The 18,606-nt window shown below is 27.9% G+C and carries 13 protein-coding genes; 8 read left to right on the top strand and 5 right to left on the bottom strand.

The window, feature by feature from the left end; translation table 11 throughout:
- The first annotated feature begins 14 nt into the window (after nt 1-14).
- Nucleotides 15-932, top strand: coding sequence for a UDP-N-acetylmuramate dehydrogenase (gene murB / locus bpuSUM_RS03000; protein ID WP_247065733.1), 918 nt, complete (start codon nt 15-17; stop codon nt 930-932).
- A gap of 1 nt (nt 933) precedes the next feature.
- Here murB and bpuSUM_RS02995 read toward each other — a convergent pair whose 3' ends face one another.
- A complete protein-coding gene (locus bpuSUM_RS02995; RefSeq protein ID WP_247065732.1) occupies nt 934-3,132 on the bottom strand; it encodes a methyl-accepting chemotaxis protein in 2,199 nt (732 codons plus the stop codon).
- Nucleotides 3,133-3,341: 209 nt separating this feature from the next.
- Here bpuSUM_RS02995 and bpuSUM_RS02990 point away from each other — a divergent pair, with 209 nt between their 5' ends.
- Genes bpuSUM_RS02990 through argS form a run of 3 tightly spaced genes read left to right on the top strand, consistent with a single transcriptional unit; the run spans nt 3,342 to nt 7,911 of the window.
- Nucleotides 3,342-5,558: a methyl-accepting chemotaxis protein gene (locus bpuSUM_RS02990; RefSeq protein ID WP_247065731.1), complete on the top strand. Its 2,217-nt coding sequence runs from the start codon at nt 3,342-3,344 to the stop codon at nt 5,556-5,558.
- Between the two features lie 15 nt (nt 5,559-5,573).
- Nucleotides 5,574-6,167: a hypothetical protein gene (locus tag bpuSUM_RS02985; RefSeq protein ID WP_247065730.1), complete on the top strand. Its 594-nt coding sequence runs from the start codon at nt 5,574-5,576 to the stop codon at nt 6,165-6,167.
- Nucleotides 6,157-7,911, top strand: coding sequence for an arginine--tRNA ligase (gene argS, locus bpuSUM_RS02980; RefSeq protein WP_247065729.1), 1,755 nt, complete (start codon nt 6,157-6,159; stop codon nt 7,909-7,911). The genes bpuSUM_RS02985 and argS overlap by 11 nt, the downstream gene beginning before the upstream one ends.
- A gap of 30 nt (nt 7,912-7,941) precedes the next feature.
- Here the strand turns inward: argS and bpuSUM_RS02975 are convergent, their stop codons facing one another.
- Together bpuSUM_RS02975 and bpuSUM_RS02970 are read right to left on the bottom strand one after the other, a co-directional pair.
- The gene (locus bpuSUM_RS02975) at nt 7,942-9,873 is read right to left on the bottom strand and encodes an AMP-dependent synthetase/ligase (RefSeq protein ID WP_247065728.1); all 1,932 of its coding nucleotides are present in this window, start codon (nt 9,871-9,873) and stop codon (nt 7,942-7,944) included.
- Nucleotides 9,874-9,886: 13 nt separating this feature from the next.
- On the bottom strand, nt 9,887-10,591 hold the full coding sequence (locus bpuSUM_RS02970) for a CPBP family intramembrane glutamic endopeptidase (RefSeq protein ID WP_247065727.1): 705 nt from the start codon (nt 10,589-10,591) through the stop codon (nt 9,887-9,889).
- 113 nt (nt 10,592-10,704) lie between these two features.
- On the opposite strand from bpuSUM_RS02970, the gene bpuSUM_RS02965 reads away from it, so the two are divergent.
- Both bpuSUM_RS02965 and rsmA read left to right on the top strand, forming a co-directional pair.
- The gene (locus bpuSUM_RS02965) at nt 10,705-11,982 is read left to right on the top strand and encodes a ComEC/Rec2 family competence protein (RefSeq protein ID WP_247065726.1); all 1,278 of its coding nucleotides are present in this window, start codon (nt 10,705-10,707) and stop codon (nt 11,980-11,982) included.
- A gap of 27 nt (nt 11,983-12,009) precedes the next feature.
- The gene (gene rsmA, locus bpuSUM_RS02960; RefSeq protein ID WP_247065725.1) at nt 12,010-12,861 is read left to right on the top strand and encodes a 16S rRNA (adenine(1518)-N(6)/adenine(1519)-N(6))-dimethyltransferase RsmA; all 852 of its coding nucleotides are present in this window, start codon (nt 12,010-12,012) and stop codon (nt 12,859-12,861) included.
- On the opposite strand, the gene pta is transcribed toward rsmA, so the two are convergent.
- A complete protein-coding gene (pta, locus tag bpuSUM_RS02955; protein ID WP_247065724.1) occupies nt 12,817-13,863 on the bottom strand; it encodes a phosphate acetyltransferase in 1,047 nt (348 codons plus the stop codon). The two genes, rsmA and pta, sit on opposite strands and share 45 nt — an antisense overlap.
- A gap of 125 nt (nt 13,864-13,988) precedes the next feature.
- Here pta and metG point away from each other — a divergent pair, with 125 nt between their 5' ends.
- On the top strand, nt 13,989-16,169 hold the full coding sequence (gene metG / locus bpuSUM_RS02950; RefSeq protein WP_247065723.1) for a methionine--tRNA ligase: 2,181 nt from the start codon (nt 13,989-13,991) through the stop codon (nt 16,167-16,169).
- A 21-nt stretch (nt 16,170-16,190) separates the two neighbouring features.
- Nucleotides 16,191-17,240 carry a lipid II:glycine glycyltransferase FemX gene (locus tag bpuSUM_RS02945; RefSeq protein ID WP_247065722.1) on the top strand — a complete coding sequence of 350 codons (1,050 nt, stop codon included), beginning with the start codon at nt 16,191-16,193 and terminating at the stop codon, nt 17,238-17,240.
- Here the strand turns inward: bpuSUM_RS02945 and murD are convergent.
- Entirely contained in the window at nt 17,237-18,592 is a 1,356-nt protein-coding gene (murD, locus tag bpuSUM_RS02940) for a UDP-N-acetylmuramoyl-L-alanine--D-glutamate ligase (RefSeq protein WP_247065721.1), read from the bottom strand. The two genes, bpuSUM_RS02945 and murD, sit on opposite strands and share 4 nt — an antisense overlap.
- Between the last annotated feature and the right edge of the window lie 14 nt (nt 18,593-18,606).

Below are 18,606 nucleotides of genomic sequence, written 5' to 3'. Positions count from 1 at the left end.
TAAAATTAGAAAACATGTTAAAAAACATAAATAATTTTCTTGAAAAGATTAATATTAAACCTAAAACAGAAAATCTTGCAAAACATACAACCTATAAAATAGGGGGTATTTCCAAACTATTTTTAACACCTAAAACAATAAAAGATGCAGAACATATATTTAAAGTAGCAATCAAAGAAAAAGTTAAAATATTTATTTTAGGAGGAGGCTCCAATCTGCTAATAAACGACGAATTAGAAATTGATTTTCCTATAATATATACTGGATACCTAAATAAAATTGAACTTCAAAACAATCAAATTACTGCTGAATGCGGAACCAATTTTGACGACCTATGTCATTTTGCAATGCAAAATGAATTAAGCGGATTAGAATTCATATATGGACTTCCTGGAACTCTTGGAGGTGCAATTTGGATGAATGCCAGGTGTTTTGGAAGCGAAATCTCCGAAATATTAGATCGGGTCATTTTTGTAGATGAAAATGGACAAACTATCTGCAAAAAACTTGAAAAAAGTGAATTCTCATATAAAACTTCTCCTTTTCAAAACAAAAATATTGTAATACTAAAAGCAACCCTAAACCTAACAAAAGGCAATAAAAAACACATTGAAGAGACTATGAAACAAAACAAGCAAAAAAGAATAGATAAAGGACATTATCTCTCTCCAAGCAGCGGGAGTACATTTAAAAATAATAAACAATTTTTAAAACCTACTGGGCAAATCATTGAAGAATGCAACTTAAAAGGACTAAACATTGGAGGGGCGGCAGTATCACACTACCACGGTAACTTTATTATCAATAAGAACAATGCCAGCTCTAAAGAGATTAAAACACTAATTGAGAAAGTAAAAATTGAAGTTCAAATAAAAACAGGATTTTTACTTGAAGAAGAAGTGATTTATATTGGATTTAATGACAAAAATTAAATTATATATCCCAAAATTCATTATTAATATTTTCAACGACATCTTTCATTTCAGCAACTTTTTCTCTACATTCATTAACCAATGATACATGTTCACGTAAAGGTTCTAATGCATCTAAACTCATCTTAGAAACCTCAAATTCACTTAAATCATTATTTAAATTATTAAACTTTCCACTAATAACAAAATAACTATTAAATATCTCCTTACACATGTTCTTAGTATCTCTAATCTTAATATCATAAGATAAATATTTATCTTTAAATTCTTCAATTTCTTTTACATGTTTAGCAAGGGTAATATTAATTCTCTCATGCTGTACAGCATTATTATGAATATTTTCCTGGATATCAATAAAATCCTTATAAATAGCATCAATCTCTGAACTTACAACTGAAATGATATTATTAACCATTTTAAGTTCATCTTTAATAGTTGTCGAATACTTTCCAGAATTAATAGCAAGTTTTCTAATCTCCTCTGCAACAACAGCAAAACTCTTACCAGCATCTCCTGCCTTGGCCGCCTCAATGGCTGCATTCATTGCAAGCATATTAGTCTGAGCTGATATCAACACTAAAAGCTTATTTGCACTCTGAAGACTATTAGTCTGAGATAAGAGCTCCGAAAAATTTTTATTAACATTCTCAAAAATAGAATTCAATTCAAAAACCTTATTTTTTACATCATCAATACTTGTAGAATTTGATGCAACAACTTTACTAAAAATCTCTAAATTTTTATCTATTCCATAAAAAGCGTTGGCATTCTCTTCAAATTGAGTAGCAATATCCAATATGTTCTTATTGTGATCACTAATTGGATTAGATATTGATTCAAAATCCTTTAAAATATTCACAACTGACTTCTCAAATTTAGAAAAAGCATCCCCTATTTTATCATAAGTAGCAAGACTATTATGCACTTTATCTATATTTTCTTCAGGAATATTTATCTCAGCTAAACACTTCCTTAAGTTTTGTACATAAACCTTAATGCTATCAACAATATTAGTAGTTTTTGAAAAAAAATTATCAAATTCAGCACTAATATAAGAAAAAATAAAAGATTTATATTGAACCTCTAAAATAGGGTCAAAACTTAAAATATCCTCTCTTTCCTTTTTATACTTAAGAAGCATTCTAAAATCTCCAATACAAGGCAAAATTAATCTATTGTAAAGATAAAATATAATGAGATAAGCAAAAAATATAAACCCTAAGAAAAATATTGAATTTGATTGAAATTTAAGAGGAAGATAATCCATATTAAAAATAATACCTTGGACCACATTTCCATCAATCTGAGCAGTACTTACAACATAAGAAGAAGTCTTATGTTGTAAAATATCCCTAGAAATATTAGGATTGTCCTTAACATGAGATATCACCCTGCTTAACGCACTACTTGCATAATTTTCCGCAAAATTCTCAGTACTTAAATCATTAAGACTCAAAAATAAAGGATTAAACTCTCTATCAACCACAAAAAACTCATAATTTTTATTACTAAACTTAAGATAAGAACCAAATTGATTTGCAATATCAATAAATAAATTATCAAAACAGACTAAAAAACAGATTACACCCAAAATTGTAAAACTATCATTCATAACCGGAATACTTACAACAGAATAGAGTTTATTTTTTACTCTCTTATAACTTGAATAATACGCAACATGCTTCTTTGCAGGAACAAAATAAATCGGATCTTCAATAATGTTATTTATACCTAAAAACGAAAAGTTTTTATTTGAAATCAAAACATTTTGCCCAACAGGAATATAGAAAATTCCTTCTAAAGAATTCTCTTCAAGGGGTATATGCTGAAAAATTTTACTTACCTCATTAAATCCCTTGGAACTTAAAAACAGAGCAATACTTGTATCTAAATCTATGAACCGTAAATCAATACTCTCAATAAAACTATTTGAAACATTATGTAAGACACTTAAAACCCTATCATTCTCAATGAGATTTTTTAAAACACCAACAGCACCATCATATTTATTTTTTATCTGAAAAGCTACATTATTTGAAAAGAGTTTAAAATCAGACTCAACACGCTCTAAATACCCATTTTTATAGTTTAAATAAGCCTGACCTAAAAACAATAAACCAAAGCAAATAAAAACAAAAAGTATGAGATAAAGCAAAAAACTCATATTTTTTAATTTAACATTTACCAAATCCTCATTCATAAAAAAATTTCTCCAAAATTAAACCCATAAAAACAAATTTTCAAGCTGTGTTAAAATATTACAATATTAATAGTATTATATAAATAACCAACAAATATTCAATAAAATATGAATTTTTATTATTCCAATATATGTATATAATTATATAATAAAACATATATAATGCTAGTTAGTTATAATGTTTTGTAAAAAGTTTTGTGAGGATTCAAGTGAAAAGAAATCATTCTAGTTCCACTCTTTTTTATAGGTTTAATATTGTTATTGTAATTTATACAATGATTATTGCTACAACCATTTTCTTATTATTAGATCACGGATACAGGAAAATAATAACAAAAGAACTTCAAAGTTTTACAAAATTCGTCAATAATATCATGATAAAAAGCTTCTCTAGGGATACAAGAAACATGTTAATCGCTATTGATGACTTTGTTAAAAATTATAACCAGAATTTGAACACACAAAAAAGTGATCATTTAAATAATGTAATATCTACCGATCAGTTAAGCTTATTCCCACCCTATATAAAAATCATAGAATACACAAACAAAAACGGCAAAATATTGTATTCAAGCGATGAGAGAAGACTAAATACCTACGTAAATTTACAAGAAATGAAAACGGATAATAATACAGATAACTACCACACACTTACACTAAACCAAGATTTAACAATAATAAATAACAAATCCTATATACCAATGCTTTACAAGATCCCCCAACAAGATCAAAACGATTTGTATAATACAAGTAATGCAAACATAAAGTCAGAAAAAAATATGAGTATAAATCATGATGGATATGTTGTTTTATATGCAGACATACTAGAACAGATAAAACAACTAAGAAAAAACATATTTATGCTTTTAGAAAGATCTTTATTAGAAAAAGGAAATCAACACAAAAGCTCCCATTACTTCAAAATATATGCTATTAACAGTCAAGGAGATATTTTTGGTGAACAAGACGAAGAAACACTTAAACCCATAAAATTATCCTTAAACAGCCTATTTGAAAACAATCCAAAAATAACAACTCCATTACTCAATGCAATAGCTCAAAGAAAAAGTAATTATAATACTAGCTACAACAACAACATAATCTCCATAACAAGACTCACATCTTCACCTTGGTATTTAGCAATACAAATGAATTATAACAATATATTCTCAAATGAACTTAACAATATCAAATTGATGTCAATATCAATAATAATATTACTCGTAATAATATTTATATTAATAATGATAATTACAATTAAACAACTGATTATATCAAAAATAGAAAAACTCAATAAGATCATTCCAAAAGTCAAAGAAGGAGATCTCACAATCAAGATTGAATCAAAAGGAAAAGATTCAATAAGTGCCACAATAAATTATTTCGGGTATTTCATTGAAAATCTAAAGAACGTAATAAACTCATTACAAGGCAGAGTAAAACTATTAAAAGAAAACGGTGACCTACTCTTTAATGAAATAAATAAAGCTTATGATACAATAACAAACTCAAATAAGTACATAGAAAAAACACAAGGCGAAATAGAAAAACAAGTTGAGTTTATTTCAAATACAACAAATACAATTGAGAATTTATCTAAAAACATCGCATCACTTGACAATTCAATTGAAACTCAAGCTGCAAGCGTTGAAGAATCATCCTCAGCTATTGAAGAGATGATAGGAAGCATACAATCAGTCACAGAAATAACACAAAAAGCTGCAAAAAGCACAGAAGAACTTAAAATATTTTCCGATGATGGTAGGAAAAAACAAGAAGAGATTATCATGCAAATTAAAGATATTTACAAAAATTCAACAAGACTACAAGAAGCTAATGCACTAATATCATCCATTGCTAGCCAAACCAATCTACTATCAATGAATGCTGCTATAGAGGCATCTCATGCGGGAGAAGCTGGAAAAGGTTTTGCAATCGTTGCAGAAGAGATTAAAGATCTTGCAGAACAAGTTACTTCACAATCAGAATCAGTTGCAGCATCAATAAATGAAATAATGGATTCAATCAATCAAACAGTAAAAACATCAGAATTAACAAATAAAGCTTTCAATCAAATATTTAACTCAATCAACCTCGTAGTTCAAGTCATAGAAGAAATCAATCATACTATGCAAGAACAATCAATTGGTAGCCAAGAAATTTTAAAAGCTTTAAACACAATGAGAGAAATAACATATGAAGTAAAAATAGGTTCAAATGAAATGTTTAGAGGAAATAAAGAAATAATTAATACAGTTTCTGTTTTAGAAGAAATTAATGTCACAGTTTCAAATTCAATGAAAGGACTAAAAGAAGAAATCAAAAAACTAATAGAAGCTGTTGAGAGCATCAAAACTTTTGGAACAACAAATTCAAATCACATTACAGAAATTAATACAGATACAAATCAATTTAAAACAAAATAGCTAAAGGTAAATCTTATGAATAATAAAACATTTTATATCACAGATAGATATCTAAAAACATCCTTAATGTTATTTCCAATTTTTGCCTATACAAAAAATTTTTTAGAAGGAACCATAATATCAATTTGGATTTCATTGTGTATTTTACTCCCAGCAATAATTATTAAACAAATAGTATTAAGAAATCAAATATTAGGAATTTACCTATCAATAATAGGAATTGTTGTCAGTTTAACTTACCTATTCATGTACTACATAACTCCTATTCTTTATGAAAATTTAAGATTTTCAATCCCTATTTTAACAGTGATAATAATCTCATTTCACAAAAATGAACCTTTTAAAAGTGTAAAAGACTCATCAAGCATATTGCAATACTCCAAATTACCGATAATAACATTCATATCACTAAGCGCAATAGTTTCATTATTTAGAGAAATACTAAATACTGGAAGCTTACAACTTTTCAATATTAAATTATCGATAATTAAAGATAGTAATATAATAAAAACACCTGTTTATAGCTCAAATATTTTTCTAGCAGCATCCTTAATCTTTCTCTTGATTAACATACTAATAAATATTAAAGGGAAACAGAATGATCAGTAAAATAAAAAAAGATTTAGAAGATAAAATTAGCAAAACAATAAAAGAGCTTGCATTAAAACAAAACATTATATTAGACAAAATAAATATAATCATGCAAAAACCTCCAAAAAGTGAAATGGGAGATTTATCAATACTAATATTCGAATTTAGTAAAATCTTAAAACTCAGTACATCTGTGATTATTGAAGAGATAATTAAACATATTGGAAAGAAATACACAACCAAATCAATGGGAGCTTATTTAAACATAAAATTCAACAGAAAAGAATATATTAAAGATACAATCAAAAAAGTCATTAAAGAGAAAGAAAAATATGGAATAAATAATGTACTTAAAAACAAAAGAATAATAATAGAATTCTCATCACCAAATACAAACAAACCATTGCATGTAGGACATCTTAGAAATGACATTATTGGGGAAAGCTTATCAAGAATACTAAAAGCTTCTGGTGGCCAGGTAACAAAAATAAATTTGATAAATGACAGGGGAACACATATCTGCAAATCCATGCTTGCTTATAAAAAATTTGGAAATAATACAACCCCTGAACTTTCCCTAAAAAAGGGAGATCACTTAATCGGTGATTTTTATGTAAAATACAACGAATATGCTAAAAATAATAAAATGGCAGAAGACGAAATCCAACAGTTACTATGTAAATGGGAAGAAGGGGATGCAGAGGCTATTCAACTTTGGAAAAAATTAAATAAATGGGCAATTGAAGGAATTAAAGAGACTTACAAACTTACAAACATTAAATTCGATAAAATTTATCTTGAAAGTGAAATATTTAAGATCGGACGAGAAATTATACTTCAAGGATTAAAAAAAGGTTTATGCTATAAACGAAAAGATGGGGCTATATGTATCAATGTACCCATAGAAGCAAATGAAATGACCGATCAAAAATTTAAACAAAAAGTACTCCTAAGAGCTAATGGAACATCCATTTATTTAACACAAGATCTAGGAAATATATTAACTAGAAAAAATGAATTTAATTTCGATGAAATGATTTATGTAGTTGGAAGTGAACAAATTCATCATTTTAAAACTTTATTTTACGTTGCAGATAAATTAGGCATTACAAAAGAAAATAATCTAGTGCATTTATCATACGGCATGGTAAACTTACCTACAGGTAAAATGAAATCAAGAGAAGGTCATGTAATTGATGCTGACAACCTAATTCATGATCTAAGCGAATCAACTATGATAGAGATAAAAAAGAGACATTCAAATGTGAAGGATTCCAAAAAAATTGCATTAAATATATCACTAGGAGCTATTCACTATTATCTACTCAAAACGGCAATACACAAAGATATATTATTTAATAAAGAAGAAAGCTTATCATTTACTGGAAACTCAGGTCCATACATTCAATATGTAGGTGCAAGAATTAACAGCATACTTGAAAAGTATGATGAATTAAATTTATCCAGTAAAAATATTAATTTCGACCTCTTAATCAATGAAAACGAATGGGCAATAATCAAAATTATATCTGAATTTGAAGAATATATAATTAAGGCTGCAAAAGATCGTAATCCTTCAATAATAGCCAACTATTCTTACTTACTTGCAAAAAGCTTCAGTGCATATTATCAAGACACAAAAATAATAGATAAAGATAACCCTGAACTTACACATTCAAGAACTAATTTATCAAAAGCAGTTCTACAGACAATAAAAAATTGTATGCATTTACTTAATATTCCCTACATGAAAAAGATGTGAACTTTTCAAAGTTACATTTCAAGCCTATAATCATAATAATTCACAGTCATCCTTATTAAATATCGACATTATCTTCTTATTATATTTTTCAAAAATATAATACCTTTTAAGCTTAAGAGTATTAGTAAGTTCTTCGCCCACAACAAAACTATCTTTTAATAAAACAAATCCAACAATCCTCTCAAAGCTCTTAAATCCAGACTTAAGATTAACTATATCTGAAATGCATTTAGAATAAAGTTTGTTAACAGATTCATTAGATAATAAATCATCATGAGAAGCAAATATTATTTCATTAGAACCAGCCCATTTCTCAAGAACTTCAAAATTAGGTACGATAATAGCTCCTAAAAACTTTTGATCTTGACCGACAACTACAACATTTTCAATAAATAAAGACTTTGATAAAGCTCTCTCGATAGGTTCAGGCTCAATGTTTTCTCCACCCCGTAACACAATCGTATCTTTACTTCTTCCAACAATTGAAATCTCATTATTAATTGTTGCACACACTAAATCACCTGTCTTAAACCAACCATCTCTTGTCAAAACTTCCCTTGTTGTAGTGTCATCTTTAAAATAACCACTCATAACTTGAGGGGATCTGACCCAAAGCTCACCCTTTTCACCAGGAGATAAAGAATTACCATCATTACCGACTACTCTATATTCAATATCTGGAAACAAAGGCCCAACAGTGTTTGCAACAGGACTTTTAAGACGTCTCACACTTAAAACAGGTCCCGTTTCTGTAAGACCATAACCTTCAAGCACTAAAATACCTACAGCTTTGAAGAAATAATCAACATAATTTACCAATGCTCCTCCACCAGAAACACCAAACTCAAATCTTTTTCCAAGTGCTTTCTTTATTTTTCTAAAAACTAAAACATGTCCTAAAAATTTAAAAGGTAAAATCAAAATTAATCCAGCAAGACAAGCAACCTTTATAAAAATTAAAACTAAAAAATTGGGCTTCTTGTAAACAGGAACAAGTCCCAAAAACTTTTCCTTAAGCTTTATATAAAGAATTCCTATCTTTAGGAAAAGATTAAATAAAAATCTCTTTAAAAAAGACTCCGATACCCTTTTCATAATGCCAATCCTTATTCCTTCCCAAATTCTTGGAACAGAAATAATTGCATGAGGATTTAAAGCTGCAAAATCTTTAAGTAAAATGGGCCCAATAGGCTTTGAATAAGCAATCGCCATACCATTAAGAGCAACTATATATTCACAAGTTCTCTCAAATGAATGCCACAGAGGAAGAATAGATATCATTATTTTCCCTGGTTCAATTGTCGGTAAATAATCACCAACCCTATCTACTTGAAAAATAAAAGATTCATGACGAAGTACAACACCTTTTGGTAATCCTGTTGTTCCTGAAGTGTATATTATAGTAGCAATATCCTTTCCAGAAACTTTTTCAAGTTCAGAATCAAACATCTTAGGATTATCTTTTAAATAATCATACCCCAAACTCAATAATTTTTTATAAGAGATTATTGTAATATTTCCCAATTTATCCTCATAAAGTTTATCATCATCAATAACAACAACATGTTTAACAAATTTAAGCTCATGTTTTTTAGAAATGATTTTTTGAAGCTGTTTAGCATTCTCCACAAAGACAAAAATAGACTCAGAATGATTAATAATATAAACCAACTCATCTTCAGACGAATCATTACCCCTTGGAACATCAATACATCCTAAACTCATAACAGCAATATCAATAATTATCCACTCTTTTCTTGAATCAGAAATAAGAGCGACCCTATCACCTTTCTTAATTCCATAATGCAAAAGACCAGAACCAACACTCTTAACTTCATTCCAAAAATCAGAATATATCTGTCTCTTAAAATCTTTAGACTCATTTTCTTTATAAATAAAAATATCAAGATCACCATAAAGTCCCACAACTTCACTGAAACGCCTAGGTATAGTATCCAGCATAGATCCTCCTTAACTAATTTAACAAAAAGAGCAAAACACTAACAAAAATATTATAAAAACTATGAACAAAAATCGAATAATATATATTTTTATGTATTAAATATATATAAGACAAAACGCCCCCAAAAATTAATGCTAATAAAGATCCAATAAATCCATAATAAAAATGTCCATAAGCAAAGATAAAACTACTAAGAAAGGCTGCAATCAATGAAGTAATCCCTATCTGTTTAAGTTTGGTAATAATAAAAGCCCTGTAAAACAATTCTTCAACTCCTCCTATAAAAAGAGAAGTAATAACCATTAAATAAAGCGATTGCTTACTGCCTATATTCCACATAAAACCAGAGTTACCTAGTTCAATCCACTCTCGAACTGATTCTGGAAGACAATACAAAATAAAACAAAAAATAATCAATAGCAAAAAAATACAAATAAGCAACTTAACAAAAATTAAAAATGCTTGCCAAATAAAAATAGGATTAAATTCAGGAATAAAAAACTCATCCCTAAAATTATAAGAACTTGTTAATTTAGAAAAATACACAACAAAAAAAATTAAAAAACTACTATACAACCAATAATAATAATGGTTTTTATCAAAACTCCAAAGATCAACATCAACACTGTCAAAAGGAGAAATACGGGTAACTATAAAATAGGATAATAGAATCTCCAAAAAAACATACTTTAAAGGGTATTTATTTGATAATGTCATAATAAATTATAGATATATAAATATAAAATTGTCAAATTTTGTGATAATTAATCTAAAACTGATTTGATAAATTTTGATATGCTTAAAATATACTTCTTAAAAAGAGATTTTCAGTGATTCTATTGTTTATAATAAGTGCATTAAATTTATTAACAAGATATTACTTAAGACTAAACCCAATATATTTAAATTTAATCTTAATATCAATTTTTTTAATAAAAAGAAATGCTCATTTGTCACTCACATTTATGATTAGTACAAGTTTTTTAGTCATTTTTGAAATTAGCCTAAATTTTAAAAGACTTGAGGATAATTTTTATCAAATAACAAATATTACCTATTTTGCAAAATATTCAAATACAAGGATTGAATCAATAGATGGATTTGGTAAAAAATATAAATTTATATTCAAAAATATTGAAAATAAATATAAAATCGGAGATATTGTCAAAATTCAAAATAATAAAATGCAACTTATCAAAAGACCCTTGCTAGTAAATATCAGAGAAAAATATAATAAACTAATAAATCGGTTTTTAAACTCAATTAGTACCAAATATTCTCACTTTTCAAAAGCGATTTTAACAAACAATAAATCAGATATAACAAAATATGAGAATAATTTATTTCAAAAAGCAGGTATATCACATATATTAGTGGTATCTGGCCTACATTTCTACCTAATTTATATTATTTTCTATTATCTACTCCTTATAATCAAAAATGAAAAACTAAAATATTTAATTCTAAGCACAATACTACTCAATTATCTAATCTTAACAGGATTTTCACCATCTACTCTAAGGGCATTCATCATGATAAAAACGCTTATAATTTACAAATCAACATATGGAAAAATCAATTTGCTTAGTACATTAGCAATTAGCTTTATAATAAATGCCATAATTTTACCATACACACTAAATTCAATAGGATTCAAGTTATCCTATCTTGCAGTACTTGGAATATCAATCTCCCTTGCTCTTAATCAAAGATATAATTTAAATAAACTCATATATCCAATTTTTACAACCCTTCTGATTCAAATTTCAACAGCTCCCATTTTTTATGTTAATGATCTCAACCTTCAACCAATCTCAATACTATCAAACCTAATAGTTACTCCCCTAATGCTAGTATTTTTAATAATAACAATATTAAGCTTAGGAAGCTACATAGTCAACGCACACTTATTTTTATTACTTGATCTAATGAACACTTATATCTTTAAGGCAATAAAAGAAACAGCCATTATCTTTAGCAAATTTCCAGTAATTCAAAATTATAACGTAAAAATATTTCTAGTCTTAAGTATTTTAACGATACTTTATATAATCTATAAATTAGAACAAGAAAAGAGATATCTCAACAAGAACATAAAACACCAATGATAATAATATGCTATATTTTTACTATCTATGAACATAAATTATAACAGCATAAACAGCATAAAACGTGCACTTGCAAGCAAAAATATAGCTCCACGAAAAATATGGGGACAGAATTATTTAATTAATGAGCATATAAGAGAAAAAATAATAGATACACTTGAAATTAAAGAAAATGAAAAAATTTGGGAAATAGGTCCAGGTCTTGGAGCAATGACAATTATTTTGCTGAAGAAAACAAATTTTCTGACAGTTTTTGAAATTGATCCTAAGTACTCAGAAATTTTAAATGAACAATTTGGACAACTTAAAAATTTCAAGCTAATAAAAGGTGATTTTTTAAAGACATATAAACAAGAAAAACAAAATATTAACAAAATATTTTCAAATTTACCTTATAACATTGCATCAAAAGTAATATCAATGATTATTGAAGATGGAATCTTAACGCACATGGTATTTACAGTACAAAAAGAACTGGCAGACAGAATGCTTGCAAAAGAGGGAAATAAAAATTACTCATCATTTACAGTACTAGTTCAATCACATTTTAATGTAATTAAAATAATGGATATTGATAAAAAAAATTTTTATCCAATTCCTAAAGTAAAATCAACAACTCTTAAACTCATTCCCTGCAAAAGAGTAATTAAAGACTTTAAAGCATTCAACAAGTTAGTCAGAACAGTATTTATAAATCGCAGAAAAAAATTAAAAAATACAATCATTAACTTTACCAAAGATGAGAGCATTCTTGAAAAAGACTTCTTAAAAAGATTTTTAGATAAAAGACCTGAAGAGATTTCTGTCAAAGAATTCATTACAATCTCAAACAAACTAACTACCAATCATCAAGGCACTCGTCAATACGATATCATCTAGAGAACATCCCCTTGAGAGATCACTAACAGGGTTTTTAAGTCCTTGCAAGAAAGGTCCATAAGCATTAGCAAAAGCCAATCTTTCAACAAGCTTATATCCAATATTACCAGACTCCAAACTAGGGAAAATAAGCACATTTGCAGCACCAGCAACCAAGGAACCACTGCACTTTTTCTCTGCAACACCTTTAACCAAAGCTGCATCAATCTGAAGTTCTCCATCAATAAGTAAGTCTGAGCATTTGCTTTTAACAAGCTCTAAAGCACATTTCACCTTCTCAACTTCCAAAGAATTAGCAGACCCCTTTGTAGAAAAGCTTAGAAGGGCTACCTTAGGCTCTGCATTAAAAATATTCTTAAATGAATTTGCACTCTGTATCGCAATTTCTGCAAGCTGAAAAGCATCAGGATTGATTATTACAGCACAATCAGCAAACATTAAAATTCCCTCATACCCAAAACAAGTCTCAAACCGACCAAGATCATTGCCAGTATCCATAATCATAAAAGAAGATATAAAATTAGTCTCTTCAAGTTTAGGAAGTATTTTAAACACACTTCTTAAAACTTTAGATGAAGACACTAAAGCACCACAAACACAAGTTTTAACTTCACCAAGTCTCACCATCATCATAGAAAAAGCAATCTCATCTAAAAGTTCTTCTCTAGCTTGTTTCAAAGTTAATTCCCTATTATGTTGTAAACTAAAATATTCATCTAAATATCTATTAAAATCTTTAAAAGAATTGGGATCTACAACTCTTACCATTTCTAAGATATCATTTCTAGAACCTGAAAGTTCTTTTAATCTTCTAAAAAGATCATCTCTACGCCCAATAAGTACCACAAATCCTGCAAGTTTTTTCTTTAAAAGATCAATAGTTGCTTCTAAAATCCTAATATCAGTACTTTCAGGAAAAACTATACTGGCCTTATCTCCCTTTTCTCTCACAATTTTTTTTGCTCTATCACATACATAATTTTTAAAATTAAAAAACCCCATATATCCTCTATATTACATTTATCATCAATAAAAGCATAAATTATTTAATAAACAAAATGAACAAAATAACCTATATTAGTATTAAAATATGAATATAATAAAACAAAAAAGGAAAAATAAATCAAGTGAAAAAAAAGAACTTAATTACAGCTGCATTGCCATATGTTAACAACATACCTCACCTTGGTAACTTAGTACAAGTATTATCAGCAGATGCTTTTGCACGATATTCAAGAATGATGGATATAGATACGCTTTATGTCTGTGGAACAGATGAATACGGTACAGCCACAGAAACCAAAGCTTTAATTGAAAAAACTACCCCTGAAGAACTCTGCAACAGATATTATGAAATACACAAATCAATTTATGAATGGTTTAATATTAAATTTGACATTTTTGGACGCACAACTAACAAATACCACAAAGAAACTGTACAAGATTTATTCTTCAAACTAGAAAGAAATGGTTATATCACAGATAAAGAAAGTGAACAATTTTTTTGCCAACAAGATCAAATGTTTTTAGCCGACAGATATGTAACAGGAGAATGCCCAAAGTGTGGAAATAATGCAAAAGGAGATCAGTGTGAAAATTGTTCTAAATTATTAGCTCCAATCGACTTAATAAACCCAAAATGTATAATTTGCAAAAATACTCCCATTATAAAGACAACTAAACATCTATACATTGACCTACCAAAGATAAAAAATGAACTTATACATTGGATGCAAACAACTGAACACAATACAAACTGGAATACCAATGCAATTAAAACAACAAATGCATTCTTAAGAGATGGTCTTAAAGAAAGAGCAATAACAAGAGATTTAAAATGGGGCATACCAGTACCCAAAAAAGAATATGAAAATAAAGTATTTTATGTGTGGTTTGATGCACCAATCGGATATATATCAATTACAAAAGAAATTTCAAAAGACTGGGAATCTTGGTGGAAAAATAACGGAGAGACTAACTTAGTACAATTTATTGGAAAAGACAATATCCTATTTCACACAGTAATATTTCCTGCCATCAAGCTTGGAAGCAAAGAAAACTGGACAATGTTAGGCAAACTAGCCTCAAGCGAATATTTAAACTATGAACACTTGAAATTTTCAAAATCTGCAGGAATTGGAATATTTGGAAACGATGCCATTACCACTGGAATATCTGCTGACATTTGGCGATTTTACATATATTACAACAGACCTGAAAAATCTGATTTTCAATTTATGTGGGACGACTTTATGGAAAGAGTAAACAGTGAACTTATTGGAAATTTCTCAAACCTTGTTAACCGAGTATTAACATTTTATAAAAAATTTTTTGGAGACAAAATAGACACAATAAAGATAAAAGAAGATTTCTGGAAAGAAATCAATCTTAAATATGATAAAACTTTAAATTTATTCAAACAAATAGAACTAAAATCAGCTCTAAAAGAGATTCTTGATATATCAAGAATAGGTAATAAAATATTTCAAGATAAAGAACCGTGGAAAACAAAGGACAATACACCTAAAAAAACAAAAGAGCTATTATTAAACCTAATATATTTAATAAGGGATCTATCCATCTTAATCTCACCATTTATACCACACACAAGTGACAAAATAAGAAGATTCTTTGGAGAAAGTTATGAAATTTCCAACAAATTTTTAGGAACAAATTTAGGTCTAAATACAATTCAGTTTACAGAAGTATTATTTACAAAGCTAGAAAAGGAATTAATTGATAGTTTAAAATTAAAATATTCAGGGGACAAAAATATGCAAGATGAACAAACAGAAAATCCAATAAATTTATTTAGCGAAAAAGTATGCTTGAAAGTTGTACAAATAAAAACAATAGAGAGAAATCCAGATGCAGAAAAGCTATTCATTTTAAAGCTTGATGACGGGACTCCTGACGGAAAACAAATTGTAAGCAGTTTGGCAGATTATTACAAAGAAGAAGAACTAATTGAAAAACACATAATAATAGTTGACAATTTAAAACCTGCCAAATTTAGAGGGATCAAATCTGAAGGAATGTTAATTGCAACTGAAGATGGAAATAAAAATTTTAAAGTAATAATTGTAGAAGATTTTAAAGATAATCCCATCCCTGGAGAGCGAATAATACTTGAGAGTGATAGTGATAAGAAATTAAAATTACCATCAAAGATCAGCATAGATAAATTTCTTAAAACTCAAATTGTAGCAGAAAATGGGGAACTTAAAGTAAACGGTATTAACCTTATACTAGAACATTCCAAAGAAAAAATACTATCTAGGGAAATTCCAAATGGAAAAGTATATTAAGTCTCAAATCAAGAAAAACCAATGAATATTAAAAAAATCGAAATAGAAAACTTAAATGAAAATTACCTTCAAAGCAAACTATGGACAACTGTAAAAAAAGTTTCAAGCAATAAAAGTCCATGGAAAGCCATAGCATTTAGTAATAATCATTTCAACAAAATTCTTGTGATGCAAAGAAAGATCTTTGGAAAATTTTACTTAAGCTACATCGCTCATCCAGAATTTTCAAATAAGAAAATCGAAGAAATTAATGTAGACGAGATCGATACTCAAATCAAAAATTTTAGTGAAAAAATAAGGCAATATTTACATAAGAATACCATATTCGTACGATATGATTTAATGTTTTATACTTCAAGAGGCTTAAAAGAAGATTATATACCACTAAAACTTAAATTTAAAAACCTACAAAAATCATTCGATGACATACAACCAGCAAATACAACAATACTAAATTTGAATGACTCATTAGATGCCATTAAAGCTAAAATGAAAAAGAAAACCAGATATAACATAAATCTTAGTAGCAAAAAAAACATAAAAGTTATAATAGATGATGACTTTAAATATTTTGATGAATTTTACGCACTTCATAAAGAGACAGCCCAAAGGGACAAATTTGCCACTCACTCAAAAGACTATATAAGAAATCTAATACAAGCTTTCAGAGAAGATAAAAATTCCAAAATCAAACTAATAATTGCACTATATAATGAACAACTAATATCTGGTATCATTGTTGGTATATATAAAGATAAAGCCACATATCTTTATGGTGCTTCAAGCAGAGAAAATAGACATCTAATGCCAAATTATGCAGTGCAATTTAAGACAATACAAATACTACAAAGTCTTTCAATAAAAGAATACGATCTTTTAGGAATTCCTCCAAAAGCTGATACAAAACACCCTCTATTTGGTCTCTTTCAATTCAAAACTGGATTTGGAGGAAAAATTATCCACAGAATTGGATGTTATGACTTTGTGTACAAAAAATTTCTATATAAAGTTTACAGCATTCTTGAAATACTAAGATACATTTACTATAAAATTATTAAAAAAAGATTTTAAGCCATAACATTCACTAAATTTTTAAATTGAAGGCCTCTATCAAATTCATTCTTAAAAAGTCCAAAAGAAGCACTGGCTGGAGAAAATAAAACTATATCATTATGAATAGAAATTTTTTTAGCATAACAAACACACTCTTCTAAAGAAGGAAAAATAAAATAATTAATATTATTATCTTCTAAAAATTTAATAATTTTTAAAGTAGCACTTCCTCTTAACAAAATCCAAGTTTTAACCATTCTTAAAATCTCACCAAAAATTGCAAAATTAAGCTCTTTATCAGTTCCACCAGTAATAAGATTAATCAATCCTCCGTAAGCTCTTAAACTTTTAACAGACAAAACTGTAGAATCAGGAATTGTTGACGCCGTATCATTATAGTATTTAACACCTTCAAATTCTCTTACAAATTCTAATCTATGCTCAATGCCATCAAAATCAGTCACAATCTTAGATGCAACACTCAAATCCAAGCCTAAATAACTTGCAATAAAAACAGTAATCATTTTAGAGATCAATAACACAATCCTTGACTCACTAAGAGTACCAACTACTTTGTTATTTAAATAAATTTTGCCCTTTTTAAAATAAAAAATATCATTTTCAAAATTTAAAGGCACAGTTTCTGAAAATAAAATGCTCTTAATCTTAGATTTAAATCTAGAAAAATAATTATAATAAGCTTGATCTTGAGAGATCAAAATTCCCGAATTTTGATTTATAAAAATTCTTGACTTATCTTCTATATAGCTATCAAAATTTGAATAATAATTTTGATGATCAGAGTAAATATTTGTAATAATGCTAATTATAGGACATAAATTCCTAAGATCATGCAATTGCCAAGAAGAAAGCTCTAAAATAATAGGCGATACTCCATCAAGATCATCTAAAAAGCTTAAAGGAGATACCCCAATATTACCCCCAAGCTTAGAATTTGGACACTTAATAACTAAAACCTTATGCAAAAGAGATGCAAGTGTCGATTTTCCCTTAGTCCCTGTAATAGCAATTATTGGATTTTGATTAAACATTAAAAATAAACTAATATCAGTCTCAACCCTTTTTGCAAGTTTTAAATATTCATTATCAAAACTTACACCAGGATTTTTAATAACAATATCTGCTCTCTTAAAATCATCCTCATCATGATATCCTAAAACATATCGAATTTTATCTCTGAACTGTTTCAAGGCCTCAATGCTTGAAATTAACTCTAACTCATTCTTTAAATCAGTAATTACCAAATTACCACCATGTTTTAACAAAAATTTTGCAACAGCCAGACCTCCTCCATGAAGCCCTAAGCCCATAATCAAAAAATTTTTACCTCTTATCTCATCTAAATACACAGCACAAGTATTAT

Source organism: Borrelia puertoricensis (assembly GCF_023035875.1).
GTDB classification, from domain to species: domain Bacteria; phylum Spirochaetota; class Spirochaetia; order Borreliales; family Borreliaceae; genus Borrelia; species Borrelia puertoricensis.
The sequence above is the reverse complement of the archived record's forward strand: the minus strand, read 5'-3'. Positions and strand labels throughout refer to the sequence as shown.